Annotated in this window: 19 protein-coding genes; 10 read left to right on the forward strand and 9 right to left on the reverse strand. The window is 53.1% G+C overall.

Going from position 1 to position 24,669, the window contains the following annotated elements:
* The first annotated feature begins 74 nt into the window (after positions 1 to 74).
* The 6 genes from ACYU87_RS05945 to ACYU87_RS05970 all read left to right on the forward strand — a co-directional run bounded on the left by ACYU87_RS05945 (position 75) and on the right by ACYU87_RS05970 (position 9,504).
* Positions 75 to 1,391: a gluconate:H+ symporter gene (locus tag ACYU87_RS05945; RefSeq protein ID WP_461133106.1), complete on the forward strand. Its 1,317-nt coding sequence runs from the start codon at positions 75 to 77 to the stop codon at positions 1,389 to 1,391.
* Between the two features lie 175 nt (positions 1,392 to 1,566).
* Complete coding sequence (locus ACYU87_RS05950; protein ID WP_461133107.1) at positions 1,567 to 2,163, forward strand: RNA polymerase sigma factor; 597 nt, start codon at positions 1,567 to 1,569, stop codon at positions 2,161 to 2,163.
* Between the two features lie 83 nt (positions 2,164 to 2,246).
* Positions 2,247 to 3,317 (forward strand): FecR family protein, encoded by a 1,071-nt coding sequence (locus tag ACYU87_RS05955; protein WP_461133108.1) that lies wholly within the window; start codon positions 2,247 to 2,249, stop codon positions 3,315 to 3,317.
* 33 nt (positions 3,318 to 3,350) lie between these two features.
* Positions 3,351 to 6,809, forward strand: coding sequence for a SusC/RagA family TonB-linked outer membrane protein (locus tag ACYU87_RS05960; protein WP_461133109.1), 3,459 nt, complete (start codon positions 3,351 to 3,353; stop codon positions 6,807 to 6,809).
* A 107-nt stretch (positions 6,810 to 6,916) separates the two neighbouring features.
* Positions 6,917 to 8,440 carry a RagB/SusD family nutrient uptake outer membrane protein gene (locus ACYU87_RS05965; protein WP_461133110.1) on the forward strand — a complete coding sequence of 508 codons (1,524 nt, stop codon included), beginning with the start codon at positions 6,917 to 6,919 and terminating at the stop codon, positions 8,438 to 8,440.
* Between the two features lie 11 nt (positions 8,441 to 8,451).
* Complete coding sequence (locus ACYU87_RS05970) at positions 8,452 to 9,504, forward strand: glycoside hydrolase family 43 protein (protein ID WP_461133111.1); 1,053 nt, start codon at positions 8,452 to 8,454, stop codon at positions 9,502 to 9,504.
* Between the two features lie 83 nt (positions 9,505 to 9,587).
* On the opposite strand, the gene ACYU87_RS05975 is transcribed toward ACYU87_RS05970, so the two are convergent.
* From ACYU87_RS05975 to ACYU87_RS06010, 8 genes are all read right to left on the reverse strand, one after another.
* Positions 9,588 to 10,871, reverse strand: coding sequence for a DUF5690 family protein (locus ACYU87_RS05975; RefSeq protein WP_461133112.1), 1,284 nt, complete (start codon positions 10,869 to 10,871; stop codon positions 9,588 to 9,590).
* Positions 10,872 to 11,105: 234 nt separating this feature from the next.
* Positions 11,106 to 11,990, reverse strand: a complete 885-nt coding sequence (locus ACYU87_RS05980) for a cation diffusion facilitator family transporter (protein ID WP_461133632.1) — start codon at positions 11,988 to 11,990, stop codon at positions 11,106 to 11,108.
* A gap of 144 nt (positions 11,991 to 12,134) precedes the next feature.
* On the reverse strand, positions 12,135 to 12,602 hold the full coding sequence (locus ACYU87_RS05985; protein ID WP_461133113.1) for a hypothetical protein: 468 nt from the start codon (positions 12,600 to 12,602) through the stop codon (positions 12,135 to 12,137).
* Between the two features lie 15 nt (positions 12,603 to 12,617).
* Positions 12,618 to 14,063: a RagB/SusD family nutrient uptake outer membrane protein gene (locus ACYU87_RS05990; protein ID WP_461133114.1), complete on the reverse strand. Its 1,446-nt coding sequence runs from the start codon at positions 14,061 to 14,063 to the stop codon at positions 12,618 to 12,620.
* Positions 14,064 to 14,092: 29 nt separating this feature from the next.
* Positions 14,093 to 17,539 (reverse strand): SusC/RagA family TonB-linked outer membrane protein, encoded by a 3,447-nt coding sequence (locus tag ACYU87_RS05995; protein WP_461133115.1) that lies wholly within the window; start codon positions 17,537 to 17,539, stop codon positions 14,093 to 14,095.
* Between the two features lie 54 nt (positions 17,540 to 17,593).
* The gene (locus ACYU87_RS06000) at positions 17,594 to 18,613 is read right to left on the reverse strand and encodes a FecR family protein (RefSeq protein ID WP_461133116.1); all 1,020 of its coding nucleotides are present in this window, start codon (positions 18,611 to 18,613) and stop codon (positions 17,594 to 17,596) included.
* 125 nt (positions 18,614 to 18,738) lie between these two features.
* Positions 18,739 to 19,326, reverse strand: a complete 588-nt coding sequence (locus ACYU87_RS06005; protein ID WP_461133117.1) for an RNA polymerase sigma factor — start codon at positions 19,324 to 19,326, stop codon at positions 18,739 to 18,741.
* Between the two features lie 192 nt (positions 19,327 to 19,518).
* Positions 19,519 to 20,535 (reverse strand): zinc-binding alcohol dehydrogenase family protein, encoded by a 1,017-nt coding sequence (locus tag ACYU87_RS06010; RefSeq protein ID WP_461133118.1) that lies wholly within the window; start codon positions 20,533 to 20,535, stop codon positions 19,519 to 19,521.
* 266 nt (positions 20,536 to 20,801) lie between these two features.
* On the opposite strand from ACYU87_RS06010, the gene ACYU87_RS06015 reads away from it, so the two are divergent.
* Positions 20,802 to 21,611, forward strand: coding sequence for a hypothetical protein (locus ACYU87_RS06015; RefSeq protein WP_461133119.1), 810 nt, complete (start codon positions 20,802 to 20,804; stop codon positions 21,609 to 21,611).
* Between the two features lie 23 nt (positions 21,612 to 21,634).
* Here ACYU87_RS06015 and ACYU87_RS06020 read toward each other — a convergent pair whose 3' ends face one another.
* The gene (locus ACYU87_RS06020; RefSeq protein WP_461133120.1) at positions 21,635 to 21,964 is read right to left on the reverse strand and encodes a tetratricopeptide repeat protein; all 330 of its coding nucleotides are present in this window, start codon (positions 21,962 to 21,964) and stop codon (positions 21,635 to 21,637) included.
* A 169-nt stretch (positions 21,965 to 22,133) separates the two neighbouring features.
* Between ACYU87_RS06020 and ACYU87_RS06025 the strand changes: the two genes are divergently transcribed.
* From ACYU87_RS06025 to ACYU87_RS06035, 3 genes are all read left to right on the forward strand, one after another.
* Positions 22,134 to 22,871: an electron transfer flavoprotein subunit beta/FixA family protein gene (locus tag ACYU87_RS06025; protein WP_461133121.1), complete on the forward strand. Its 738-nt coding sequence runs from the start codon at positions 22,134 to 22,136 to the stop codon at positions 22,869 to 22,871.
* 79 nt (positions 22,872 to 22,950) lie between these two features.
* Complete coding sequence (locus tag ACYU87_RS06030) at positions 22,951 to 23,913, forward strand: electron transfer flavoprotein subunit alpha/FixB family protein (RefSeq protein WP_461133122.1); 963 nt, start codon at positions 22,951 to 22,953, stop codon at positions 23,911 to 23,913.
* Between the two features lie 112 nt (positions 23,914 to 24,025).
* On the forward strand, positions 24,026 to 24,622 hold the full coding sequence (locus ACYU87_RS06035; RefSeq protein WP_461133123.1) for a bifunctional nuclease family protein: 597 nt from the start codon (positions 24,026 to 24,028) through the stop codon (positions 24,620 to 24,622).
* Positions 24,623 to 24,669: the final 47 nt, after the last annotated feature.

Genomic DNA, 24,669 nt, shown 5'->3' on the forward strand with positions numbered 1-24,669 from the left:
CAGACCCTGAACGGGCTGTTGCATTAGAGAAAACCACTTTCTACGCTTTGTAGGGTGTTCTCCTTATTCCTACCATGCCCCTACTCATTACCTTCGTTGGCATTCTGGTTCTGATTGCGCTTATTTCGGTGGTTCGCCTGCACGCCTTTCTCGCTTTTCTGGTCGTATCAATGGGCGTGGGTCTGGCGTTGGGCCTAGAACCCCTGTTGGTACTGGACGCCATGCAGAAAGGTATTGGTGGTACGCTGGGTTCGATCACCGCTATTATCGCGCTGGGAGCCATGCTGGGGAAACTGGTTGCCCAGAGTGGCGCTGCTCAACGAATCGCCATGACTATAATGACGCTGGTCGGAACCCGGCACGCCCGGTGGGCCTTCCTGCTAACGGGCTTCATTGTAGGCTTACCCCTTTTTTATTCCGTCGGGTTCATGCTGCTGGCTCCGCTCGTCATCACGGTGGCTTACCGCTATAAACTACCTGCTCTGTACATTGGCCTGCCTATGCTGGCGTCTCTGTCGGTAACGCAGGGGTACCTGCCACCCCACCCAGCCCCGCTGGCGATTTTGAGGCAGTTCAATGCCGACATGGGTCTGACGCTTCTGTACGGCATCATTGTTTCCATTCCGGCTATCCTCATATCGGGTGCGTTGTTTGGCCGTACGCTGAAACGCTACACGACCTTACCCAACCCCGCCTTCATTGCGGCCGACTTGCCGGAAGAACAGATGCCGTCAACCACAGTTAGTTTCCTGACCGTTTTACTGCCCATTCTGCTGATCGGTTTTAGTACAGTCGTGAGCCCTTCCTTATCCGCAGGCTCGGCCACTCAGCAGGTTTTGCTCTTTATCGGGGAGCCGGTCGTCAGTATGTTTTGTGCCGTCATTGTGGCTAGCGTTACATTAGGTCTGCGGTTGGGCAAGTCCATGCCAGCCGTAACGGCTATGCTGGGCGATTCGATTAAAGATGTAGCCATGCTTTTTCTGATCTTTGGCGGGGCGGGTGCCCTGAAACAGGTACTGACGGATGGTGGAGTAAACCAGGCGGTGGCCGACCTGATGCATGACTCTACCCTACACCCCTATGTGCTGGCCTGGGGCATGGCCGCCCTTATTCGGGTATGCGTAGGCTCCTCGACGGTGTCGGGAATTACAACGGCCGGATTCGTGGCCCCACTCCTGACCGCGTCGGGTGTTGATCCCAATTTAATGGTATTGAGCATTGGAGCAGGCAGCATGATGTTTTCGCACGTCAACGACACGGGTTTCTGGCTCTTCCGGGAATACTTCCAGCTCTCGATGGTGGACACCCTGAAAACCTGGTCCATTATGGAAACACTGGTTTCGGTTTCGGGTCTGGCCGGCGTACTGGCGTTAAATTGGATACTGGACTAAGACTCTTCCGATCTGATGAGGGGGTGTCATATGCTTACATCTGACACGGCGAGGTTTTTCAAAGACGACTGGACTAAAACATGTCACCAACATTACCACGTACTTTCGCTCCATCAAACGGTACTATTCCCACAAAGAGTAGTAAATTAATCTTCCAATAACTCAACGGATACTATTGGAAGCCTCAACAAGCCCCTACCCGTACACTACCGACGCTGCCCTCTGGGATGACTTCTTGAGCGGCAGCAAACGGGCCTACGCCTACCTGTACAGCAAGTACGCCCCAGCCTTGTACAATTACGGCTACAAGATGGCCCAGAATCGGGAGTTGACCGAAGACTGCCTGCAAGACCTTTTCCTGACCATTCTGGAAACCCGCGAGCGCCTGGGCCGTACCGATTCCATCAAGTTCTATCTGATGCGCTCCCTGCGTCGGGAAATTGTCCGCAAGCTGACCAATGAACAACGGTTCGATCACGAACTGGATACGCTTGACTTTACCATTGAATTTCAGTACGAACCGACCTGGCTTGATCGGCAGATCTCGCAGGAACAATCAGCGCTTCTGCTTTCGGAGTTGAACAACCTCCCCGCCCGACAGAAAGAGGCCCTTTTCCTGAAATACTTCGATAATCTCAGCTACGAAGAGATTGCCGGGGTCATGGGCATTGAGCAAACATCCGTCTATAAAATCGTGTATAAAGCCATTGCGTCACTTCAGAAACGGCTGCCGGTGCAGACCGTACTTTTTTTAGTAGCATTCATTCGATAAATTTTAGTAAAAAAGCAGGTATACCGAGGGATATTTAATGACGCACCGCCCTTTGTTGAGTGTAAGGCCGCCGGTATCCTGTTATGAACTCCGCTCAACAACCCGACTACAGTCAGTATTCGCTTCATGATTTTGTGCTGGACGATTCGTTCCGGCAATGGGTTTTCGAGCCCAATGAGCAACGGATGACGTTCTGGCATGGCGTTATGCTCAGGAACCCCGAACAACAGCGGCTGATTGACGAAGCGACTTCGCTTCTGCTCCACCTCCACACTCGGTACGACGACCTGACAGACGCCAGCCAGCAGCGAATCTGGCAGGTTCTGGACCGGGCCTTCGACGAACAAAAAACCGAATCATCTGGTATCCGCCCCCTGTCGGTTTGGCAACGTTTCACCAGCAGGCGATCGGGATTCGGCTGGCGGGCCGCAGCCTCCCTGACAGGTTTTCTCCTGATAACCGGGGGCGTGCTCTACTATCGACTGATACCCAAGCAAATGCGCGTTCATACCACCTTTGGCGAAACCCGCCGGGTTACGCTTCCGGATGGTTCGGTGGTCCTGCTGAACGGAAACACGACGCTTACCTATTTGGATGCCTGGCGCAACGATCAGTCTCGTGAGGTCTGGCTGGATGGCGAAGGTTTCTTTACCGTCACAAAAAAGAAACGTCTGGGAGACCGGGTAAAATTTGTGACCCATACACCGGGCTTAACTATCACGGTTCAGGGAACGCAGTTCAACGTAAACACCCGCCGGGGCAGCACAGACGTCACCCTGGTGGAAGGGCGGGTGCAGTTGTCAAAACCCAACGAACCATCGGGGCGGGTAATCGATATGAAACCCGGCCAGTTTGCCACCAGCCAGCCCAACATCGAAACGGTATCGGTCAGCACCGAGAAACCGCAGGTACATACGTCCTGGGTCGAGCATCAATTTGTTTTCGACAATACAGCCCTGAGCACCATTGCCCAGCAACTGCATGATACGTATGGACTTGAGGTCGTTTTTGAAGACAACGACCTGGCCAACCGGCGGTTTACGGGTAACCTCTCGAATCAAAACATTGAAACGCTGCTAACCACCCTTTCGCTCACATTCGACCTGACAGCCCAGCGGAATGGCAACCGAATCAGTTTACGCCACAATCCCTGATATAACCCGATTTATTTCCCTATCTCTCATCCTATGAAAAACCAGTATCTTCTCTTTTCAATACTTTTGACGGGGATCTACGCTAGGCCTCAACCGGTTGTCGCGCAGTTGCTTACCCGAGCGCAGCCGGCCGTTGAACATACCATGGGGCCACACCAGTCTCCCCCCGAAGCATCGGCCAGTCAGCGTAACCGACGAAGCCGGTCTCTCAAAAAAGCATTGACCGAACTCGAACGTCGCTTTACGATCAGTGTGGCGTATGACGAGCAGTTACTGGCCGGTCGACAGACCGAACTTGACCTGGATGGTCTGTCGCTGGAGCAGGCTTTGGGTCAGCTAACGGACTCACAGGGGCTTCGCTACCGAAAAATAAATGCGTTGCTTTTCGCCATTCAGGCAGCGCCACCAAAAAACGGCGGGCCCAGTCTGCCCGCAGAAGGGGCCATACCAGCCGTCATTGACCGGAGCGAAACCACAACCAGCGTGGTTGAAGCGCCACAGGTCAGACGGATTACGGGACAGATTACGGATGAAAATAACCAGGGACTACCCGGAGCAAACATTGTTGAGAAAGGCACTACGTCCGGTGCCACCACAGATGCGAATGGCAATTTTGTTCTGAACGTAAGCGACGCAGCTACTACACTCACGGTTTCCAGCGTTGGTTACACCAGCCAGGACGTCACCCTTGGCGGCAGTAGCGTTATTAACATTAAGCTGGTTCCTGATGACAGAACGCTCAGCGAAGTCATTGTGATTGGGTATCAGACCGTTCGAAAGCGGGACGTAACCGGAGCCAATGATGTAATCAGCTCAACCCAGGCCAATAAAGTAACGGCCAACTCGCTGGCAGAATCGATTCAGGGCTTATCGCCGGGGGTTACGGTGCGCAATACGGGTGTACCGGGGCAACAGGCATCGATCCAGATTCGCGGGGTAGCCAGCTTTCTGAACACCGACCCGCTCTACGTCATCGACGGTATGATTGCCGACGCAAACCCCACCATCAACAACGACGATATTGAGTCCATTCAGGTCTTGAAAGATGCGTCGGCAGCGGCCATTTACGGCTCACGGGCGGCCAATGGGGTCATTATCATCACCACCAAGCAAGGAAAAGAAGGGCCAACCCGGGTGTCGTTCTCCGCCAAATACGGCATTCAGCAGGTGTATAAACGCTGGAATGTGATGGATGCGTCGGGCTTTGCAGCTCTGCAACGGACACAATACCAGAATGCCGGACAGACGCCCCCTTCCAGTGTGGCGACGGGTACATTCAACCCGAACATCAACACCAACTGGCAGGATCAGGTACTCCAAACAGGCAATTTGCAGGATTACAACCTAACCCTATCGGGCGGCAGCAAAACCGGCACGTACCTCATTTCGGGGAGTTATTTCAGCAACAAAGGCTACGTTATCGGCAGCAGTTTCGACCGGGCCAGCCTGCGGATCAACACCAAAAGTCAGTTTGGCCGGTTTACGTTCGGGGAAAACGCCCTGCTCACCAACTCGAATATCCAGAACTTTCCGGCGGGTAACCCCATTTACGACATGGCCGGCATGTTGCCCGTTATTCCGGTGCAGGATCCGAGTTATATCGACGCCAGTAACCCCGACGGGTATGGCGTCGGTCGAAATCCGGGCGCCGTTACGTATGCCTTTAACCCCGTAGCGGTTCGTAACCTGGCCAGCAACAAAAGCAATTTTGCCAAGCTGGTCGGCAACGCTTACCTCGACGTTAAACTGGCTGACTGGCTCACCTACCGCGCCAATGCGGGTCTGGAAGTGAGCTTCGATTACACCCAGAACCTGCGTCGGCTGGGTCTCTACCAGTACAGCGCATCCCCAGTACCAACGTCGGTTGGCGAAGATCGGTCACGCTACCTGAATCTGTTGTTCGAGCACACGCTGAACGTCAACAAGACGTTTGGTCTGCACAGTCTCAATGGCGTTGTGGGCATCAGCCAACAGACGGCCCGGCGCGATATTACATCGGGTTCGCGCACCAATCTCGGCTATGCCGGAGGCCAGTATTTTACCACGATCAATGCGGCTACGGGCATCTCAAACTCGGCCGGCAGCACCCCGGATGATTACCGGATTCTGGGCTACATAGGCCGGGTCAATTATGCCTATAACGATAAATACCTGCTGACACTGACCGGTCGGGTGGATCAGGATTCCCGGTTTGGCACGAACTACCGAACCGGCTTTTTCCCATCGGTGGCTGCCGCCTGGCGGATCAGTCAGGAGAAATTTTTTCATGTCGACTGGATCTCTGACCTGAAGTTGAATGCCTCGTACGGCAAGCTGGGCATTGTGGTGCCTACGCTGGGTTCATTCCCTTATACCGCGTTTATCAACAATAACCCAAGAGCCATTTTTGGGGTCGATCAGACGGCTAATGTGGGCGCTTACCAGGCGCAGCTTGCCAATCCGGATTTACGCTGGGAAGAACGGGTTCAGCAGAATTACGGCATATCGGCCAGTTTCCTGAACAACCGCCTGACCACGGAAATAAACGTCTATAATTCCTTGTCGAACGATGCCATTCTGAACCTGGCGGTACCGGGTTACCTGGGTAACCTTCGGGGAAATCCATACGTCAATACGGCTTCTATCCGCAACCGGGGCGTTGAGGTTGCGGCTACCTACCGCAACAACGAACATCCAGTCAAATGGGATGTATCGGGCAACTTTACAACCATCAAAAACCGGGTTGAGAACGTAGGTAACCAGGGGCAGGAGATAGACTACATCCAGAGCGGCAATACGCGCTCGCAGGTGGGGCTACCCGTGGGTCAGTGGTATGTGCTGAAAACGGCGGGGCTCTTCCAGAGTCAGGAGGAAATAAACAATTACCGGGGTCCGGCTGGCCAGCTTATTCAGCCCAATGCCAAACCCGGTGATGTTAAATACGTGGATACCAACGGCGACGGGCAGATTACACAGAATGATGATCGTCAGTTTGTTAGTTCTCCCTGGCCTAAACTTCAGGCGGGGGCGCAGTTCAACGCATCATACAAGCAGTTCAGCCTCAATCTGCAACTCACAGGCGTGTTCGGGTACACCGTTTATAACGACGTTCGGCGGGGACTGGATAGCTACCAGCTAACCAATTTCCGGCGGAATATAAACCCCTGGACGTCCACGAATACAACCACCAGCGACCCGCGTCTCGGCCTGGAGTCCGGCGATCAGGGCATTATCTCGAACAACTTTACCTACACTGACCGCTGGCTAGAAGACGCTTCGTACGTCCGTTTCCGTAATGTTGAAGTTGGATATACGCTGCCCAAGGCACTGCTCAACCGGCTCAGCATTCGCAGCGCCCGCGTGTATGTCAGTGGTCAGAACCTATTCACGATCACGAAATACACCGGCCTCGATCCTGACGTAACGGGATCGAACATTCAAGAACGGGGTGTCGATAATGGGCACTGGCCGTCGCCCCGCGTGGTCTCCCTCGGCGTCAACTGCGATTTCTAATACCAATCCACCGCTGAATACCGGTTATGAAGAATGAGCAGAAAACAGACGCTCCGGCACACCGTTTTCGCTCTTTCACTCTCTTACTCTTTCGCTCTTTCTTCAAGATGAAAAATAGATTTCTTTCATTAACAATTGTTGCAGCCATGACGCTGGTCGGCTGTGATCGAAACCTGGACATTGTCAACCCGAATCAGGTAACAGCCGAGTCGTTCTGGAAGACGGCCGACGATGCGCTGGCGGGCGTCAACGCCGTGTACAGCACTATGCACCGGGGTGGTATTTCGCGCTGGATGCCGTTCTACTACATCATTCGGTCTGACGAAGGCCGGAGCCAGAGCCCCGCTACCGATATTGTCAATAACATGGATCAGTTTCTGATCACTGACTACAATTATGGCAATGCCTACGCCGTCTGGAATGACAACTACATTGGTGTTAACCGGGCCAACCAGGTTATCGACAACGTACCCACTATTCAGATGGATGCTACCCTGAAAGGGCGCTACGTGGGCGAGGCCAAGTTTTTGCGGGCCATGTATTACGTCCACCTGGTTACGCTTTGGGGCAACGTTCCGTTGGTGCTACAAACGTCAGTGGTGGGCGATAAACCCGGTTCGGCTACGATTGCGCAGGTATGGGCGCAGATTGAAAGAGACCTGAATGAAGCGGCCACCGTTTTGCCAACCACCTACAGCTCTGCCGATTTGGGCCGTGCCACGAAGGGAGCCGCCTACGCTTTGCTGGCAAGAGCCCAGCTACAGCAACACAAGTATACCGAAGCCCTCACGCCCCTGCAATGGCTGGCCGAAGGCGAGGGAAAAACAGTATACGCGCTGATGCCTAACTACCGCGATAACTTCCTGATCACGACCGAAAATAACCGGGAATCGATCTTTGAATGGCAGTTCCAGATCAACACGGCCGAAACCACCGATGACGATACTGAAACGCCCAACCAGAATTATGGCACCTCGCTGGCGCAGTTTTTCGGTCCTCCGGTCATTGGCTGGTCGGATGGCGAAGCCCAGCGCTGGCCAACGCGTGAGTTTACCGAAAAAACAACGACCGGTGCCCGCGATCCACGGCTGGAAGCGTCGTTTCTGTTTGATTCTACCGACGTGCGCGGCCCTGACTATACCCAGATTTACGGGCAGTTATTCACGCAACGCTATGGCCGGGAGACAAAGCGGGTCTGGTTTCGAAAGTTCCAGAACGACCATTGGAAGAATGAAGAAGGCTATCGGTCACCCAATAACTGGCGGTACATTCGGTACGCCGATGTGCTGCTAATGTATGCTGAAGCCCTGAACGCAACCGGAAAAACAACGCAGGCCTATACCTACGTGGATCAGGTAAGGCAGCGGGCGGGCTTACCGACCCTGACCACGGCCAAACCCAGCCTGACGCAGGAACAGTTTCTGGCTCAGTTGAAACATGAGCGCCTGCTGGAACTATCGGGCGAAGGCCACCGCTGGAACGACCTGGCCCGTTGGGGAGATCTAGGTCCGCAGTTAGCCCCCCGCGACCCAGCTTTTTCTACGTTTGTGAAAGGCAAGAGTGAGTTGCTGCCCATTCCGCAACTGGATCGGGACCTGAACCCGAACCTGACGCAAAACCCGAATTATTGATTCTGTCCCTAATGAAGCACTGCCTGTTTTTTTTCGTAGTCCTGATTATAGCCTGCCAATCGGCCGACAAATCTACCCCCGCTCCGACCCCACCCGTTGCGACGGTGGATACGGTCGGGAAGTTCAGGAGCCCGTTGCTGACAGCCGCCCCCGATCCCTGGGTGGCCTACAAAGACGGGTTCTATTACGTGATGCACACAACGGGAAATACCCTTCGTATGTACAAAACGGCCGCCATGAGCCGCCTGGGAGCGAGCCGTCCCGTAACCGTCTGGACACCACCAGCCACCGGCCCTAACTCGCGCGACATCTGGGCACCGGAACTGCATTTCATTAATGGCAAATGGTACATCTATTACGCAGCCGACAACAATGGCATCGATGCCACTCACCGCATGTTTGTCCTCGAAAACGAATCGGCGGATCCAACGCAGGGCACCTGGGTAGACAGGGGACAACTGAATTTACCCGACAACAAGTGGGCTATTGACGGGACTGTTTTACAGAACAACGGGCAGTTGTATTTTGCCTGGTCGGGCTGGGACACCGATTTGGGTGGGTCTCAGTATATCTATCTGGTTGGTCTGGCTAACCCGTATACCGTTCAGGGCACTACCCGCGTCCGCATCTCCTCCCCCGAGTATGCCTGGGAAAAGCAGGGCTTCGGGGTGAACGAAGGCCCGGAGTTTCTGGTGCACAACAACAAAGTCTTCCTGATTTATTCAGCCAGTTTCTGCGGTACTGATTTGTACGCGTTGGGTCAGTTATCCGCCGATGCCAGCACCAACCTGCTCGCCCCTACATCCTGGACAAAAACAGCGACGCCGGTTTTCGGCCCCAACGGTGGAAATGGCACCTTCGGCGTTGGTCACAACAGCTTTTTCACCACACCCGACGGCAAGGAAAACTGGCTGGTGTATCATGCCAACGCGGCTGCGGGGCAAGGCTGCGGCAATGAACGCTCGATTCGGATGCAGCCGTTTACGTGGAAAGCTGACGGCTCACCCGACTTTGGTACACCAGCCGCACTAACCGACTGGATCAGGCGCCCCAGTGGAGAGTAAATGGATCGGGGTCAGTTAACCATCACTATAACGATTAGTCGCCATTGGCCCCTCTGCCTGTGAGGAAACAAGCAGAGGAGGTATTAAACAGCTCTTTCCACCACCTGAATGGCCTGGCTTGTTTTGAATCGACGGCTGAAATAGATAAACGAAGCAACAACCAGTACACCATAAACGGCCGATAAGATGTAAGCCCCATCCATAAAAAACTCCCGGTAGCTGATGTTGGCGTGCCCGAAATTCTTGTAAAGTAACACGGCTACGCTGCCCAGATAGCCATACCAATCGGCCAGCGTGACAATGAAGCCTACCGTGCTCACATACCGGAATGTGGCAATCAGACGCTCAAAATAAAGCCCGTTGCAGGGCACGTAGGCCATGTATAAACCCAGTCCCGTTAGCAGAAACCAGTTGCCGGGCGATAACATCCCCGTTGAGTAGGCATAGGTACTTGCACCAACCAGGGTTCCTCCGGCCAGCATCAGCCCGTTGAGCAGCGCAAACGCCCTAAAATTGTTGGTGACCCGCTGGAGCAGCGCCATAACAATAAGAATCCCTACCGCAACCAGGGTTTCCGTTTTAGCAAAAATACCCGGATTATTGACCCCCGCATCCTTCAGAATTTCCGGCCCGAAGTTATCCCGGAAATCCCGGAACGCGGATAACAAAACGTACGACGCAATGAGCAGAACCAGGCCCGGCCTGAAGTTACGGACAAAGTCCCGGCGCTCGTCGGCATTCATGGGTTTGCGTTCCGTACGCAGGGCACGATCTTCGGCGGTGGGGGGCGGTAGCAGCGTCAGGGCGTAAATAGATACCAGCATGGGCAGCACAAACAAGCTTCCCGTAACAAAGGGTAACCAGAACTCCGATACGCCCCAGTCGGCCCGGATCGTCAGCGCCACGGTTTTTACGAAACCCGACGCAAAAATAAACGAGGCTGTCAGGCCCGCCACGAGTCCATCCGTTTGCCGCCGTCCTTCCAGAAAACCCAGCATGGTTCCGTAGATCAGCCCCAGGGGTAATCCATTCAGAAACAGGAAAATAATATTGTAGGGCGCGGGAACCAGCGCAAAACCAAGCAGCGCCAGCAACGCTACCAGAACGAACAGCAAAATGTTGATTGCCCGACGGGACGGCGACATCTCCGAGACAACCTTGATGCCAATCCCTTTCGACAGGGCATACCCAAAGACCTGCGCCGTCACCAGCCATATTTTGTAGCTGATTCCGGCGAAAGTCATTCCATCAAACGTAACTGCCGTGATACCCCGGCGAAAGGCATACATACAAGCGTAGGTGCAAAAAGCAGCCGTAGCGCCGAAGAGCATGAAAACCGTTGGATTCCGGAGGAACTTAGGAGTCATTAATAGGGGAAGCTTAATACCTGCTTCAGTAGTCTACCGAAGCGTTGCAAGGTTACACACTTATCCTATAAATATGGCAAAGCAAAACGCAAATCACACAAGATGACCAGGAAGTTCAACTAAAGATAATATTGGCTCCCCCCCGGATAGTGCTTTACCTGGCGAACGTTGCGGGAAATGCCCGGTACTGCTGGTGCTCTTCGGCACGACCTATGATGCCTACGTACAGGAACCTCAAACAGGTTCAATGTGAACGAGCACGTCATAAACCGACGGTTTTTCACTGAGGATGGCCTTTTTGACAGCGTGGGCAATGTCGTGCCCCTGCTTGACGGTCAGATCGCCCGACACCAGCACGTGCAGGTCGACAAAATACTCGAACCCCGTTTTCCGAACCCGGTACTTGTCAATCCCTTTAACCTGGGGAACGGTTAACGCCAGGGCCCTGAGCTCATTTTGCCAGTCGCCAGCGGGGGTCTCATCCATGATTTCGCCGAACGAAGGGCGAAAGATCAGGTACGCATTGTAGACAATCACGAACGACGCCAGCAAAGCCGCCCAGTCGTCGGCGCTTTCGTAGCCAGGGCCACCAATCAGGGCAATGCTGATACCTACAAACGCCGTAAGCGACGTAATAGCGTCGCTCCGGTGGTGCCAGGCATCCGCTTTAACGGCGCTGCTTTCGGTTTCGGCACCAACCTTGGCCACTCGCCGAAAGAGAACTTCCTTCACCAGTACTACCCCCGCCAGAACGGCCAGTGTAAAAGGGGCGGGTATTTCGTGGGGAACCTGAATGTTTTTGATACTCTGCACCGCAATCAGAATTGCAGCCCCCACCAGCGCCATCGCCACGACAATGGCCGCCAGCGGTTCGGCTTTTCCATGTCCATAGGGGTGATCCTGATCCGGCGCCTTTGATGCGGTACGTAAGCCAAACCAGACAAAGATTGATGTGACGATATCCGTACCGGACTCCATCGCATCGGCCACCAGGGCGTAGGAATTACCCAGCCATCCGGCCAGTCCTTTCACCAGAACCAGCCCAATGTTCACGGCAATCCCGATCAGCGTTGTTTTTTGACCCCGTTCAGCCTGGTGCGATTTTATCGTTTGCTCCATATTTTTGTCTTTGTAACGCGGGCGTCCGGTCGGCATAGCGGATGGCCAGATTGCCGCTGCTTGGTTATCGCCTGTGCGGGCAAGGTGTCCGCGCTACTATTAACCGCTTCGTGTCTGGTTGGTTTATTGTTATTTTCCGGCAGGTTACTCGTCCTGGGTCGCGGGCGAAAACTGGCGTATTTCGTATACCTCCTGGTTAGGACCAGGAAACAGAGGAGCCTGCTTCTTTTTAAGCACTAGTTTATCCGGGCCAAGCGCCAGAATTCGATAACCGACCATAAAGAAGCCCCCGGCATCCCGGTAAATTAACGAGTCGCCCGCTACGACCTCAAACTGAAAGTTGCGTTGTTCACCGTCTTTTTTCATCAGAAGCCGACCTTTCCGATCGTACTCGTACACGATATTTTCGTCGGGATCCAGTACGCCCTTCCGCTCAACGAAGCCGTTCGTATACTGAAAAATCGAGTCCGTTTTCCAGGCCCCCACAATGTCTTTGTTGGTATAGGTTTGTTTGGTCTGACAGGCTAATACGATCACCGTACAGACACAAAGGAGCGCAAAGAAGCACAAAGTTTGTTGTTTCTTCGGCTGTCTCTGCGCTCCGTTCGTCATGGCGATAGTTGAGGATTACTGGTAGTTCGAATTTTGTTTCAGGATGCCATTACTCAAGTCAATTTCCCGTTGTGGCAGGGGAAAATAATAGTGCTTAGGCTTGCTAAAGGTACGGCCTGGTTTGAAAGGCCCGCGATCTTTTTTGTAGTGCGCTACGATGTCAATCAATCCGGCTTTATCCCAACGCATCAAATCCTGGTGCCGCTCGTTTTCGCCCGACAATTCAACCCGGCGTTCGTGCATAATGTCGGCCATGGTCGCGTTGGTCTTGGCTTTCAGTCCCGCCCGGCTCCGCACGGTATTCAGTTCGGTGTCGCCGTTTTTGCCGGACCGTATTTTGGCTTCGGCCACCAGCAGATACACATCCGCCGACCGCAACTGGGGCGCGTTCAACCCCTGATCCATATCGCCACTGTCGCTGAAGTTCGTGTATTTGCGAAACGCGTGACCCGTAATCCGCGTCATGTCCGCCTTAAAGGTCGTTTGGCCATTGGCTTTGCGGTCTACGATGTCGCCCTCAACCAGCACCGAATAAGCGCGCCGGGGGTCATTGGCTTCAAATTCGTTGATCAAATCTTCAATAGGTTCGTGGAAACCCCAGCCACCCCAGGCCCCAACGGTGTGGTAATAGGCCGGTGAGTTGTCGGTAGTCCAGCCTTGCTTGTACTGAAGTGAAAACAAGGCTTCCGATCCATTTTCGGTGGTCAGCTGAAAGTTTTGATCGTAACTGCTGGCCAGTTTGTAGGTGGCATTGGTCGTCACTTTCGTTCCCATTTCGATGGCTTTGTCCCACTTGCTCTGATACACATACAGCTTGGTCAGAAAACCGTAGGCCGAGCCTTTATTGACCCGCCCGGCGTTATCGCCCCCGTAATACACATCCAGCAGATCGGCCGCTTTAAGCCAGTCCGATTCAACCTGCGCCTGCACATCGGCCAGACTCGACTTGGCTTTGTTGAAATTTCCGGCCGTGGCATCGGCTTCGAGAATAAGGGGTACCTCGCCATAAATGAGCGACAAGCGCCAGTACACAAACCCTCTCAGAAAATAAGCCTCCCCCATCGATCGCTTCCGCAGGGTTTCGTCCATCGTCACTTTGGGCGCATTGATAAGTACGGCGTTGGCCCGGGAAACCACTTCGTATTTTGTTGACCAGGTAGCGCCAATATGCGAATTGGTGGCATCGAAGGTAAACAATTCGAGCGATGTTTCGTCGGGGTGATCGCCCGCCCGGTTCATGTCGTCGGAGCAGTTGTCGAAGGTGTATTCCGTATGGGCGTAGCCATCTTCGTTGAGCAACGGCGCATAAATGGCATTCGTGGCAGCCACCACATCATCACCGTTACGCCAGAAATTATTGGAAGCCGTCTGGCCGTAGGGAGTCGATTCGAGCAGGTTTTGCTGACAGCCGGTAACCGTCAGTAAAACAAGCAGACTGGTGGTAAGAACTAAATTTTTCATCTATAAATCAGTTTACAGAAACAGGCAGATTAGAAGGAAACGGTGGCACCAATGGTAAACGTCCGTGACTGCGGGTATTGTGCGTAATCGACGTTCTGCTGGGCGTACTGACCCGGTCCATACCCCAGTTCGGGGTTCAGACCGCTGTAGTTGGTGAAGGTCAGCACGTTTTGTCCCGTTACGTACACGCGGGTCTGCGACAGGTGCAGCGCATCCGTCACGGGCTTAGGCAAGGTGTAGCCCAGCGAAACGTTCTTCAGCCGTAGGAAATCGCCTTTTTCGACGAACAGATCGGACGTCCGGAAATTCTTGTTCGGGTTCGATGCGCTGACGCGGGGAATGGTGTTGCTCGTTCCGGCACCGGTCCAGCGCCCTGCGTTTTCGGCGTACATGTTAAACGAGTAGCTGGCATCCAGCCCCTGCATCCGGTCGGCGTTGTAGATCTGAACACCCCCAACACCTAAGAAGAACAACGACAGATCGAAGCCTTTCCAGGCCAGGTTTGTGTTGAACCCGTAGGTCACTTTGGGTTGTGGACTGCCGATAATTGTCCGGTCCCGGTTGTCAATAATGCCATCGTTATTCAAATCGACAAAACGCACATCGCCGGGGTGAATCAGGCCTTCCGTTCGGCGGGGATCGTTTTTCAGGGCCGCATCGCCGTCAATATCGCCCTGGGTCTGGTAAAGGCCATTGGTGCGCCACCCGTAGAACGTGCCGTACGGACTGCCTTCGTACGTACGGGTAACTTCCTGGTCGGTACGGCCGTAGAGCGGCCCGGCCAAAAACCCGCCGGGTGTTTGCAACTGCGTGATCTTGTTTTTGATGAACGTCGCGTTACCGCTTACCGTAATGGCCAGCGCGCCCACTTTTTGCTGATAAGTCAGTTCGAGTTCCAGCCCCTGGTTGCGCAGCTGCCCAATGTTTTGATCAGGAATGGAGGCTAAACCCAGCGTGCCAACCGCCGGTGGAGCCAGCAGCATGTTTTTGGTGTCCTTGATAAAGTAGTTGACCGTAGCCAGCAAGCGATTTTGCAGGAAGCCCATGTCCAGACCGAAGTTCGTCATTTCGGCCGTTTCCCAGCCGATGTTCGGGTTGGGTAAGCGACCCTGCGCCGAACCCAGTGTATTCTGATCGCCGAACGAGTAGCGGTAGTTGGAGGTAATCAGGGCCAGGTATTGCAGTGAGTTTACGTTCTGGTTACCCAATTGGCCCCAGCCACCCGTTACTTTCAGGTTGCTCATGAAGGGCACGGCAGTCTTGAAAAATGGCTCATCGGACACACGCCAGCCCAGCGAGAAAGCCGGGAAGTAACCCCACTTCCTACCCGGCGCAAACTTAGACGAACCATCCGACCGGAAGGTAGCGGTCAATAAGTAGCGGTCTTTAAAGCTGTAGGTGGCACGACCGAATACCGATTGCAACGCATCGTAACTCCGACCTGCATTATCGAGACCGATGGTAGCCGCCGACACGATGGTACTGGCGTAATTCATGTACCGCAAATCAGGCTCTTCACTCGGAAAATCGCGGCCAACGTTATTCGAGAACACCGTATTGAACGTCTGTGAGGTATAACCGGCCACCACACCAAGCGAGCTGGCACCGAACTTCCTGTCGTACGATAAAAAGTATTCCTGCAGGAACGACCAGTATTTGCTATTACCCAGTGTAAGCTGGTTGTACTGATTCGAGCGGAACTGATCGGTTATTTTAACCGCGAACGAACGGCTATCGCTGAATGTAGCGTCAAGGGCCACATTGGCGCGGGCTTTCAGCCCTTTAAACAACTCGTATTCGCCCGTTACGTTCCCCAATATCCTGTTGCGGGTGTTTTGCTGGTCCTGCACATCAACGGTGTAGAGCGGGTTATTGATATCGCCAAATGCGCCCTTGTCCTTCGTGGTACTGTAGGTACCGTCGGCATTTTTAATCGGCAGACCAGGATGAAAGCGAATGGCGCTCCAGACCAGACCATCCTGCGCCGATAGGGTATTCGGCGCGTTTTCGCGGGTATTCGTGAATTGCAGATTCTGGCCGATCTTCAGCCGTTCGCTGATCTTATGGTCGGAGTTGATGCGAAAGGTATATCGGTTGTAAAACGATTTTCCGATGATTCCCTGCTCATTGTAATTCCCGGCCGAAACCGCGAAAGACGAATACTTGCCCCCACCCCGCAACGACACGTCCAGGTTTTTCGTGGTCCCCTGCCGAAACAGTGCATCCTGCCAGTTAGTCTGCTGGGTCTGGTACTGCGGATCCTGCCAGATAGCGGGTACGGCAGAGCCATCGTTGGTGTAGGCTTCCTGCTTCAGTTTGGCCAGCGTAGGCGCGTCGAGTACAGGCAGCGTTTTAATTCGGTTCGACACACCATAGTAGCCATTGACGGTCAACTTAAGTTTATCATCGAACCGTCCCCGCTTGGTCGTGATCAGCACCACGCCATTAGCCGCCCGGGTTCCGTAAATAGCCGACGCAGAGGCATCTTTCAGCACGTCAATCGACTCGATATCGTTTGGATTCACGTCGTTCATACTCCCGGCAGGCACCCCATCAATCACCACGAGCGGGTCGGCATTGTTAACCGTTCCCAAGCCCCGAATCCGGATGGAACCGGCGTTACCCGGCGCGCCCCCGTTCCGAATGACATTAACGCCCGAGGCCCGTCCCTGTAAGGCCTGCTGAGCGCCCCCGGACGGAATGTTCTGGATATCTGTTCCCTTCACGGCCGAAATAGCGCCCGTTACATCTTTTTTCTCCTGCGTACCGTACCCTACAACTACCACCTCACCCAATTGCTGAATGTCTGTTTTGAGTGAAATGTCTATCGTACCCCGGTTACCGACAGCCACCTCCTGCGTGATATACCCAATGTAGGAAAACACAAGGGTTCCGTTGGCGTCGGGTACGTTGAGTGAATAGGCCCCGTTCACGTCGGAGACCGTGCCCGAATTCGAGCCCTTCACGACAATGCTCACGCCCGGAATGCCCTCTCCGTTATCGCCCGTAACGCGGCCCTTCACCGGAAATACCAGAGTCTGAACGTCCGACTCCATCAGACGACGATCCGATGCCGAAAGTACCAGGTCACCCATCGCCGTAGCCTGGTCCCGAGCCGATGCGCTGGCCGTTTTGATGATAAATACATCTTTCTTTACCTGTTTATACCGCAGATTGAAGGGCGTCAACAAGGCGGTCAACGCACTTTTCAGATCGGTTGCCTGCGCCCACTGGTCCGAAACCACGTACCGGTTCGACAGCATATCCGGCGCATACCCGAACGTTACGTTGTACTTAATTTCCAGTTTGTGCAACGCATCCTTTGCCAGCAGGCTAGAACGGGTCGGGTTGATCATACGCGCCCTGTTGTTGGTGGCCAGTAACTGGGCAGCTGTCGGGTAAGCCAGCAGCAGGTGAACCAGCAACAGCCCCAGGGTGGTCTTGGGGATACTAAAATTCGGTAAATTAACTTTCATACATCTATTGGATTACCGTTGTGAATGCTTGGCTATCAGGCAATTGAGTGCCCGCTATTTTGTGAATACATTTTCCGAAAAGATAATGCGGCTGGTCTGGCGGTCGATGGTCAGGTCATGAATCTCGGCCAAGGATGTCAGGAGTAGCTCCAGATCACGATTGGGGAGCCGGAGGGTCACTCGCCGATCGGTCAGCGATGCGCTGGAAAACTGAACCGTAATGCCAAAGTCAGCTTCGATAATGGCAGCAATTTCTCCCAGCGACGTATTTTCGAAGACAAACTGATTATCCTTCCAGGCACTGTATACCGCCGGATTTACAGTACGCCGGGCCATTCTATCCGGTTGCGCTTTAGGTATATCGACCAGTTCGCCCGGTTTCATTATGAGTGGTTCAGTTGCTTTATCGACGTAAAGCGCCACCTTGCCCGAGTTCAGAACAACCTGCGTTTTAGTGGCCCGTTCGCTGACGGTAAATGTGGTACCCAGCACCTCCACGCGCAGGTTACCCGGCATGTTGACGACAAACGTCTGGTGATTCGGCTGGTGCTCTACCGAAAAAAAAGCTTCACCCTGTAACGCCAGTTCTCGTGGATGTTCGGGTTGCCAATCGCCCAGGATGTCAATGGATGAATGGGACGCCAGCACTACCGTCGATCCATCCGGCAATTGAACCGTTTTGGTTTCCCCTGTTGCGGTGGTATAACGCGTCGGACTAAGGTTGTTGATAACCCAGAGCGTAGCCATCGCCAGTAGGAGTATGCCAACCAGCCCGGCTGCCCAGCGCTGGTAGTTACTGCCGTTTCGATGAATCCTGAAGGGTCGCGAATGACTTAATTTTTCGGCTTCAATGTTGAGCCAGATCGCCCGCATATTCTCGTCCGGCCGAATTTGCGGGTTGATTTGCCAACCCGTAATCAGTTTACGGGCTGCGTCTACCTCGCCAGCCCGGTCAGGGTTTTGGGCCAGAAAGGTTTCCCAGAAGGTGGTATTGGTAGCATCCGGCCGCTGCACCCAGCCGATGAAACCAGGGTCAGCTGCCAGATCAATGGCCGTAAATTGTGTATAATCCATGCAGGATGGTGTTGCAACCTGGCCGGAAGAGAGACCAGGCCAACGAGTAGGATGACCCGTTGCATAAGAGCAATGGCGGCTTGCGTTGATTTTTACCGGCTCAATCCAGAAAAAAACGAAAAAACTCAGAGCCTGGTCGCCAACAGGGCAAGAACCATCCACGATCCCGGCTGATTCAGGTGCTTACGCAGGCTATCCAGCGCCGTATGAACCAGGTTATATACCGTACGGATTTTGATCGACATCATGTCCGAAATTTCGGGGTACGAGAGCCCCTCGATGTAAAGCAGCGTAATGGCTTCCTTCTGGCGATGCGACAATTGCTCGATGGCCTGACGAAGCATTTCCTGCTGGTGCGCGTCGGCCTGTTGGTTAATCAACTCAAGTTCGGGGGAGAAGGCCGTGTCATTCTCATCGGAGCCGGGTATGTAGGTGGTGTACTGTTCCTCCTTTCGAAGACTGTGGTACACCTTTCGGCGCATGGCTTTGAGCAGATAGAACTTAACCGATGTTGTCTGCGACAGCGACCGACGACTACGCCAGAGTTCAACAAACAACGTCTGGATACAGTCTTTTACCAGTTCTTCATTCGGCGCAATGTGGTATCCATAGTGAAACAACACCGAAAAGTAGGTTGTATAGATCGTTTCAAACGCCTGTTGGTTATCGTCCCGAAAACGTCTCCATAAATCCTCCTCTTCCTGGCTCGTCATGGTCGTTACGTAAGCTGAATCGAATGGCAAAAGCCACTGGTTCAGGAACCCGTATTCGCTGTTTAGCCACGAAATATACTTATTTCTCTCTATATGCCATCCCTATGGGGTATTGTACTTACGTGTCTGGTAAAATTACTTATGTCGTCCGGATCTGTTCAAAAAGCCGATCACTATGGTTTAGACTAGGCATCAGGGCATCAGGACCATGGCCTTGATGACGCCGTTAGCCGGGTCGAGCCAACTGGCAAACGCATCACCCACCTGATCGAAACGAACACGGTGCGTAATGTAAGTAGTCGGATTGACCGCACCACTTTTCATACTCGAAATGACCAGCTCAAAATCAGCCCTTGTGGCATTACGGCTACTCATCAGCGTGGCTTCACGCTTGTGAAATTCGGGATGGCTCACGCTGATATCACCTTTCTGCAAACCAACCAGCACATACCGACCGCCGTGAGCCAGGTACGAAAAAGCCGTATTGATAGCCCGCAAACTCCCGGTAGCATCAATCACGGCCGTAGGCATGTCGCCGTTGGTAATGGTCCGCAACGCTTCGTGAACATCTTCGTTGGCGGCATGTATGGTAAAGGGAATGTTTAGTTTTTCCCGGCAGAACGCTAGTCGGCCTTCGTTAATGTCCAGCGCAATAACGGTTGCTCCGGCAATCCGGGCAAACTCCATCACGCCCAGGCCAATGGGCCCCGCCCCCACCACCAGCACAAACTCACCGGCCTGCACCGCGGCCCGACGAACGCCGTGGGCACCGATCGCCAGCGGCTCTACCAACGCCAGCTCATCAAAACCAAGCCCATCCCCATGTACCAGCAACCGCGAAGGAACCGACAGGTATTCGACCATACCTCCGTCCATATGAACGCCAGCTACCTGCAAGGATACACAGCAGTTTGGTTTACCCGTCCGACAGGCAATGCAATGGGTACAGTTGATGTACGGAATAATGGTAACGGCTTCCCCCGGCAAAAAATCAGGTGCTCCATCCGCGGCGACAACTTCTGCGGCCAGCTCATGGCCCAGAATGCGTGGGTAACTAAAAAAAGGCTGTGTTCCCTCAAAAGCGTGTAAATCTGTTCCGCAAATACCTACCTGCTTAATTTTCAGGATGGCGTTTCCGGGTGTTAAACGGGGCATATCAGCCTGTTCGTAAGCAAACTGACCGGGTGTGGTGCAAACCAGGGTCTTCATGAGATAAGTCGATCTAAATGGCGCGTCCCTTGCCTATACCGCTTGGCATTCAATATAGGGGAGCGCACGAAGGCGTAAACACTGTAAAGGAATCCTCTTTTTTTTATTACTGATACCACCCGGCATATCGGCTGAATGAATTCGGCTACTCAACAGACTCAAGTAGCCATCCGCCCAGTAAACTAACTGATCTTTAACACTATCGAATCCTCCGCTTGTGTAACTTTACACCTGGTAACTGAGCTATCCGGCATCATCCTGTTTCTATGAAAACTTTCTCCGTTCTGACGTATACGTTGGCAACCAGCGTTCTGGCCTTTGCCTTCAGTAGTTGTGCCCCAACTTTCACCACCACCTATCGGCTTGAGCCGGTTTCTGGCGATGTAACTATGATCGAGGGAAGACCAGTCACCAAGGCCGAGCAAAATGGCGTGGGCGTTGTCGCGTCCTTCGAGCGGGAAGATATAGAGTTCGTTACGCTTGACGTCGAGGTGAAAAACCGGACTAATCACGCCATCGACATCAACCCCGCCGACTTCCATTTTACGGCACTCGGCGCAGCGCAGGATACCCTTCCAGACCCAGCCAACGCCAGTCTGGCCCTCTCGCGGGTAGCCGCTGACCCGGCTTACGAGGCTGGGCGGATGCAGCTAAAGCGAAAACAGGAGGAGAAACGACTCAAAAAGGCCAAGGTACTGAATACTATCCTGATGGTTGCCCTCGTTGCCAGCGACGTATCGTCCTCTTCCAACAATCGTTCTTACCGCGAGTATGTCAGTAATCAGGTAGCGCACGGGGTTGCGTATCAGGGGCTGGCAGCCAAACGCATGATCGACTACAGCACCTTTGCTAACCGGATGCAGCGCTATGATTACGAAGAGTACCGCTGGCGTGAACTGGCTCTAAAAGCCAATACACTGGCCCCCGGCGAATCGATACGGGGATTTGTGTACTTACCCAAAGTGGCCAACGCCCGGTATTTGGCGATTAATTACACCCTGCCTGAACAGGCAAATGTACCCTTACTGTTCAGACAGGACCTCGTGCAACAGCGAAAAAGCCGGGCACACCAGTAAATGATCTTACCTCGACGATTGTATTACCAGTCATCTTCGTCATCCTCGAATGCCTGTTGCGCTCGTTCCAGTTCCAGGAATGTTTTCTGGTTTTGCTGCGCTTTGGCCAGCCGGATCCCCTTATCGTATAGCTCCGCTGCCCGCTCCCGCTCATCCCGTTCGGCGTAGAGCGCAGCGGCATGGTAATACGTTGGTAAATAATCCGGATGCTCGGCTAGTAGCTGGTCGAAGTAAAGCCGAGCCTGGGCGGGCTGGCTACTGATGTATTCCATGGCCAGTGCATATAGGTTGAATGGCTCATTCGGCTCTTCCTGTACAAATCGAATTAATTGTTGGATGCGTTCGTTATTCATACGTGCAAGAAAATTAGTATGCATGCATACTTTTAGTGGAGAGTATTTGTATTTTTGAGCCGTAAAAGTAAGGATTCAGGCGTAGTGAACAGTGTCCAGTTTAGACTGCTATGGGCAACGCTGTTGATTGCCGGCGAATCTCGATAACAACCACAAAACCCCAATAAGCATGAAAATTTTAGTGTGTGTGACGAGTGTTCCGGACACCACCACCAAAATTACCTTCACGGATAACAACACCAAGCTTAATAAGGCGGGCGTAACGTTCATTACGGGTCCTTACGACGATTATGCGCTGGCAAGAGCCGTTGAACTGAAAGAAAAAACGGGGGCTGCCATTACGGTGCTGAACGTAGGCGAAGCGGATTCGGAACCCGTTATTCGTAAATGCTTAGCCATTGGTGCCGATGATGCGATTCGCGTCAATGCGGAGCCTACCGATGCGTACTTTGTTGCCGAACAAATTGCCGCTATTGCAAAGGAAAACAGCTATGATCTGATCCTGATGGGTCGTGAATCCATTGACTACAACGGCGGTCAGGTACACGGCATAGTAGGCGAAATGCTGGGAGTTCCGTCTATTTCGCCCGTTATGCTGCTTGACCTGGACGGCGACACCGCCAAAATTACCCGGGAGATTGAGGGTGGCAAAGAAAGTCTGGAAGCGAAATTACCGCTCGTACTAGGCTGTCAGGAACCCATTGCCGAGTGGAAAATTCCAAATATGCGGGGCATCATGACCGCTCGGACCAAACCCCTCAAAGTCGTTGAGCCAACGGGTACGGATAAACTAACCACCGTTGCCAGCTACGAGCTGCCCGCCCCACGTGGTGCCGTCAAGATGATTCCCGCGGATGCCGTTGAGACGCTTATTCAACTCCTACACACCGAAGCCAAAGTAATTTAATCGTTCCTGTTTCCTGGTTATGGCTTACACCACAAGCTTGAAGACCGGAACCTGAAAACCATAAACCGAAAATTCTTTTATGTCTGTCCTCATATTTGCTGAATTAGACGAAGGTAAGATCAAAAAATCCTCGCAGGAGGCTATTTTCTACGGAGCAAAGGTGGCCGACATGATGGGCACTTCCGCAACGGCTATCATCGTTGGCCCGGCTGACGACTCCGAACTGGCCTCGGCCGGTAAATTCGGTGCGACGAAAGTTTTGCACGCGGCCGACGCCAAACTGGCCGAGCCCAATGGTATGGCGTACGCTACCGTTGTCGCGGCTGCCGCCCAGCAGGAAAGCAGTAAAGTAATTGTGCTGGCCAAATCGTCCTTAGCCGATGCCATGACAGCCCGCCTGGCTGGCAAACTAAAAGCAGGTTTAGCCGCTAACGTAATTGAGTTGCCTGACTTGTCTAGCGGTTTTCGGGTTAAGAGCAGCATTTATACCGGCAAAGCATTTGCCTACAATGATTTGAAAGCCGATGTGAAGATTCTGGCTATCAAGAAAAACACCATCACGCCTGTAGAGAAAGAGGCCACAGCCACGGTAGAAACCTTTACGCCGGTACTCAACGATGCAGATTTTGCCATTTCGGTAAAAAACACCGAGAAATCATCGGGCGACATTCTATTACCGGAAGCCGACCTGGTTGTGTCGGCTGGCCGTGGGTTGAAAGGACCCGAGAACTGGGGCATTGTCGAAGAGCTGGCCCAAGCTCTTCATGCAGCCACCGCCTGCTCCAAGCCGGTATCGGACCTCGATTGGCGCCCTCACTCTGAGCACGTGGGACAAACGGGAATCAAGATCAGTCCTAATCTGTACATCGCCTGCGGCATTTCCGGGGCTATCCAGCATCTGGCTGGCGTAAACTCATCGAAGGTGATTGTTGTTATCAATAAGGATGCTGACGCGCCTTTCTTTAAGTCGGCAGACTATGGCATCGTTGGTGATGTTTTTGACGTGCTTCCACGTCTGACAAAAGCGGTAAAGGCGCTGTAGTCGTGCGTAACGGGGTAATAAAGTCGTAAGCGGCTGAATATTTTTTTACTTACGGCTTGCTGACCAACAGGTGTCCCCATTATTACTTACGACTTTTTGTTAATTTCGCGCTGTGGATAAGATTAAGCTGGAAATATTAGGACTGTCGCCCAGCCAATCGCAATCAGGTTCGTTTGCATTGGTATTAGGCGAAGAATATGGCAACCGACGATTGCCCATCATCATTGGTATGTTTGAAGCGCAGGCCATTGCTATTGAAATCGAAAAAATTGTGCCTAACAGGCCCATGACGCACGATTTGTTCAAGCAATTTGCCGAGCAATTCAAATTTACCGTCCGTGAAATCATGATTTCCGATCTTCGGGAAGGCATCTTTTACGCTAAAATCGTCTGCTTCGATGGGGTTCGCGAATCCGTTGTCGATGCTCGCCCATCCGATGCGATAGCCATTGGTATCCGGTTTGATGTGCCCATCTATACGAATGAATCCATCTTGTCAGAAGCTGGCATTACAGCGACGGGCAATGATGAAGAGGAAGAGCAGGAAGAACTTGTTCGGTCGTCCAGTAAGTCATCAACGCGGTCCTTTGGCGACCAGCTGAAGAATGCATCGTCCGAAGAGTTACAAAAGATGCTTGACGAAGCCCTGGGCAATGAAGAATACGAACGAGCAGCCAAGATTCGCGATGAATTGAGTAAGCGCAACTAGCTTTACTTTCACTATAATTTAGAAGGCCATCTCTTCAAAGAGATGGC

The sequence above is a fragment of the Spirosoma lituiforme genome (genome assembly GCF_054776635.1).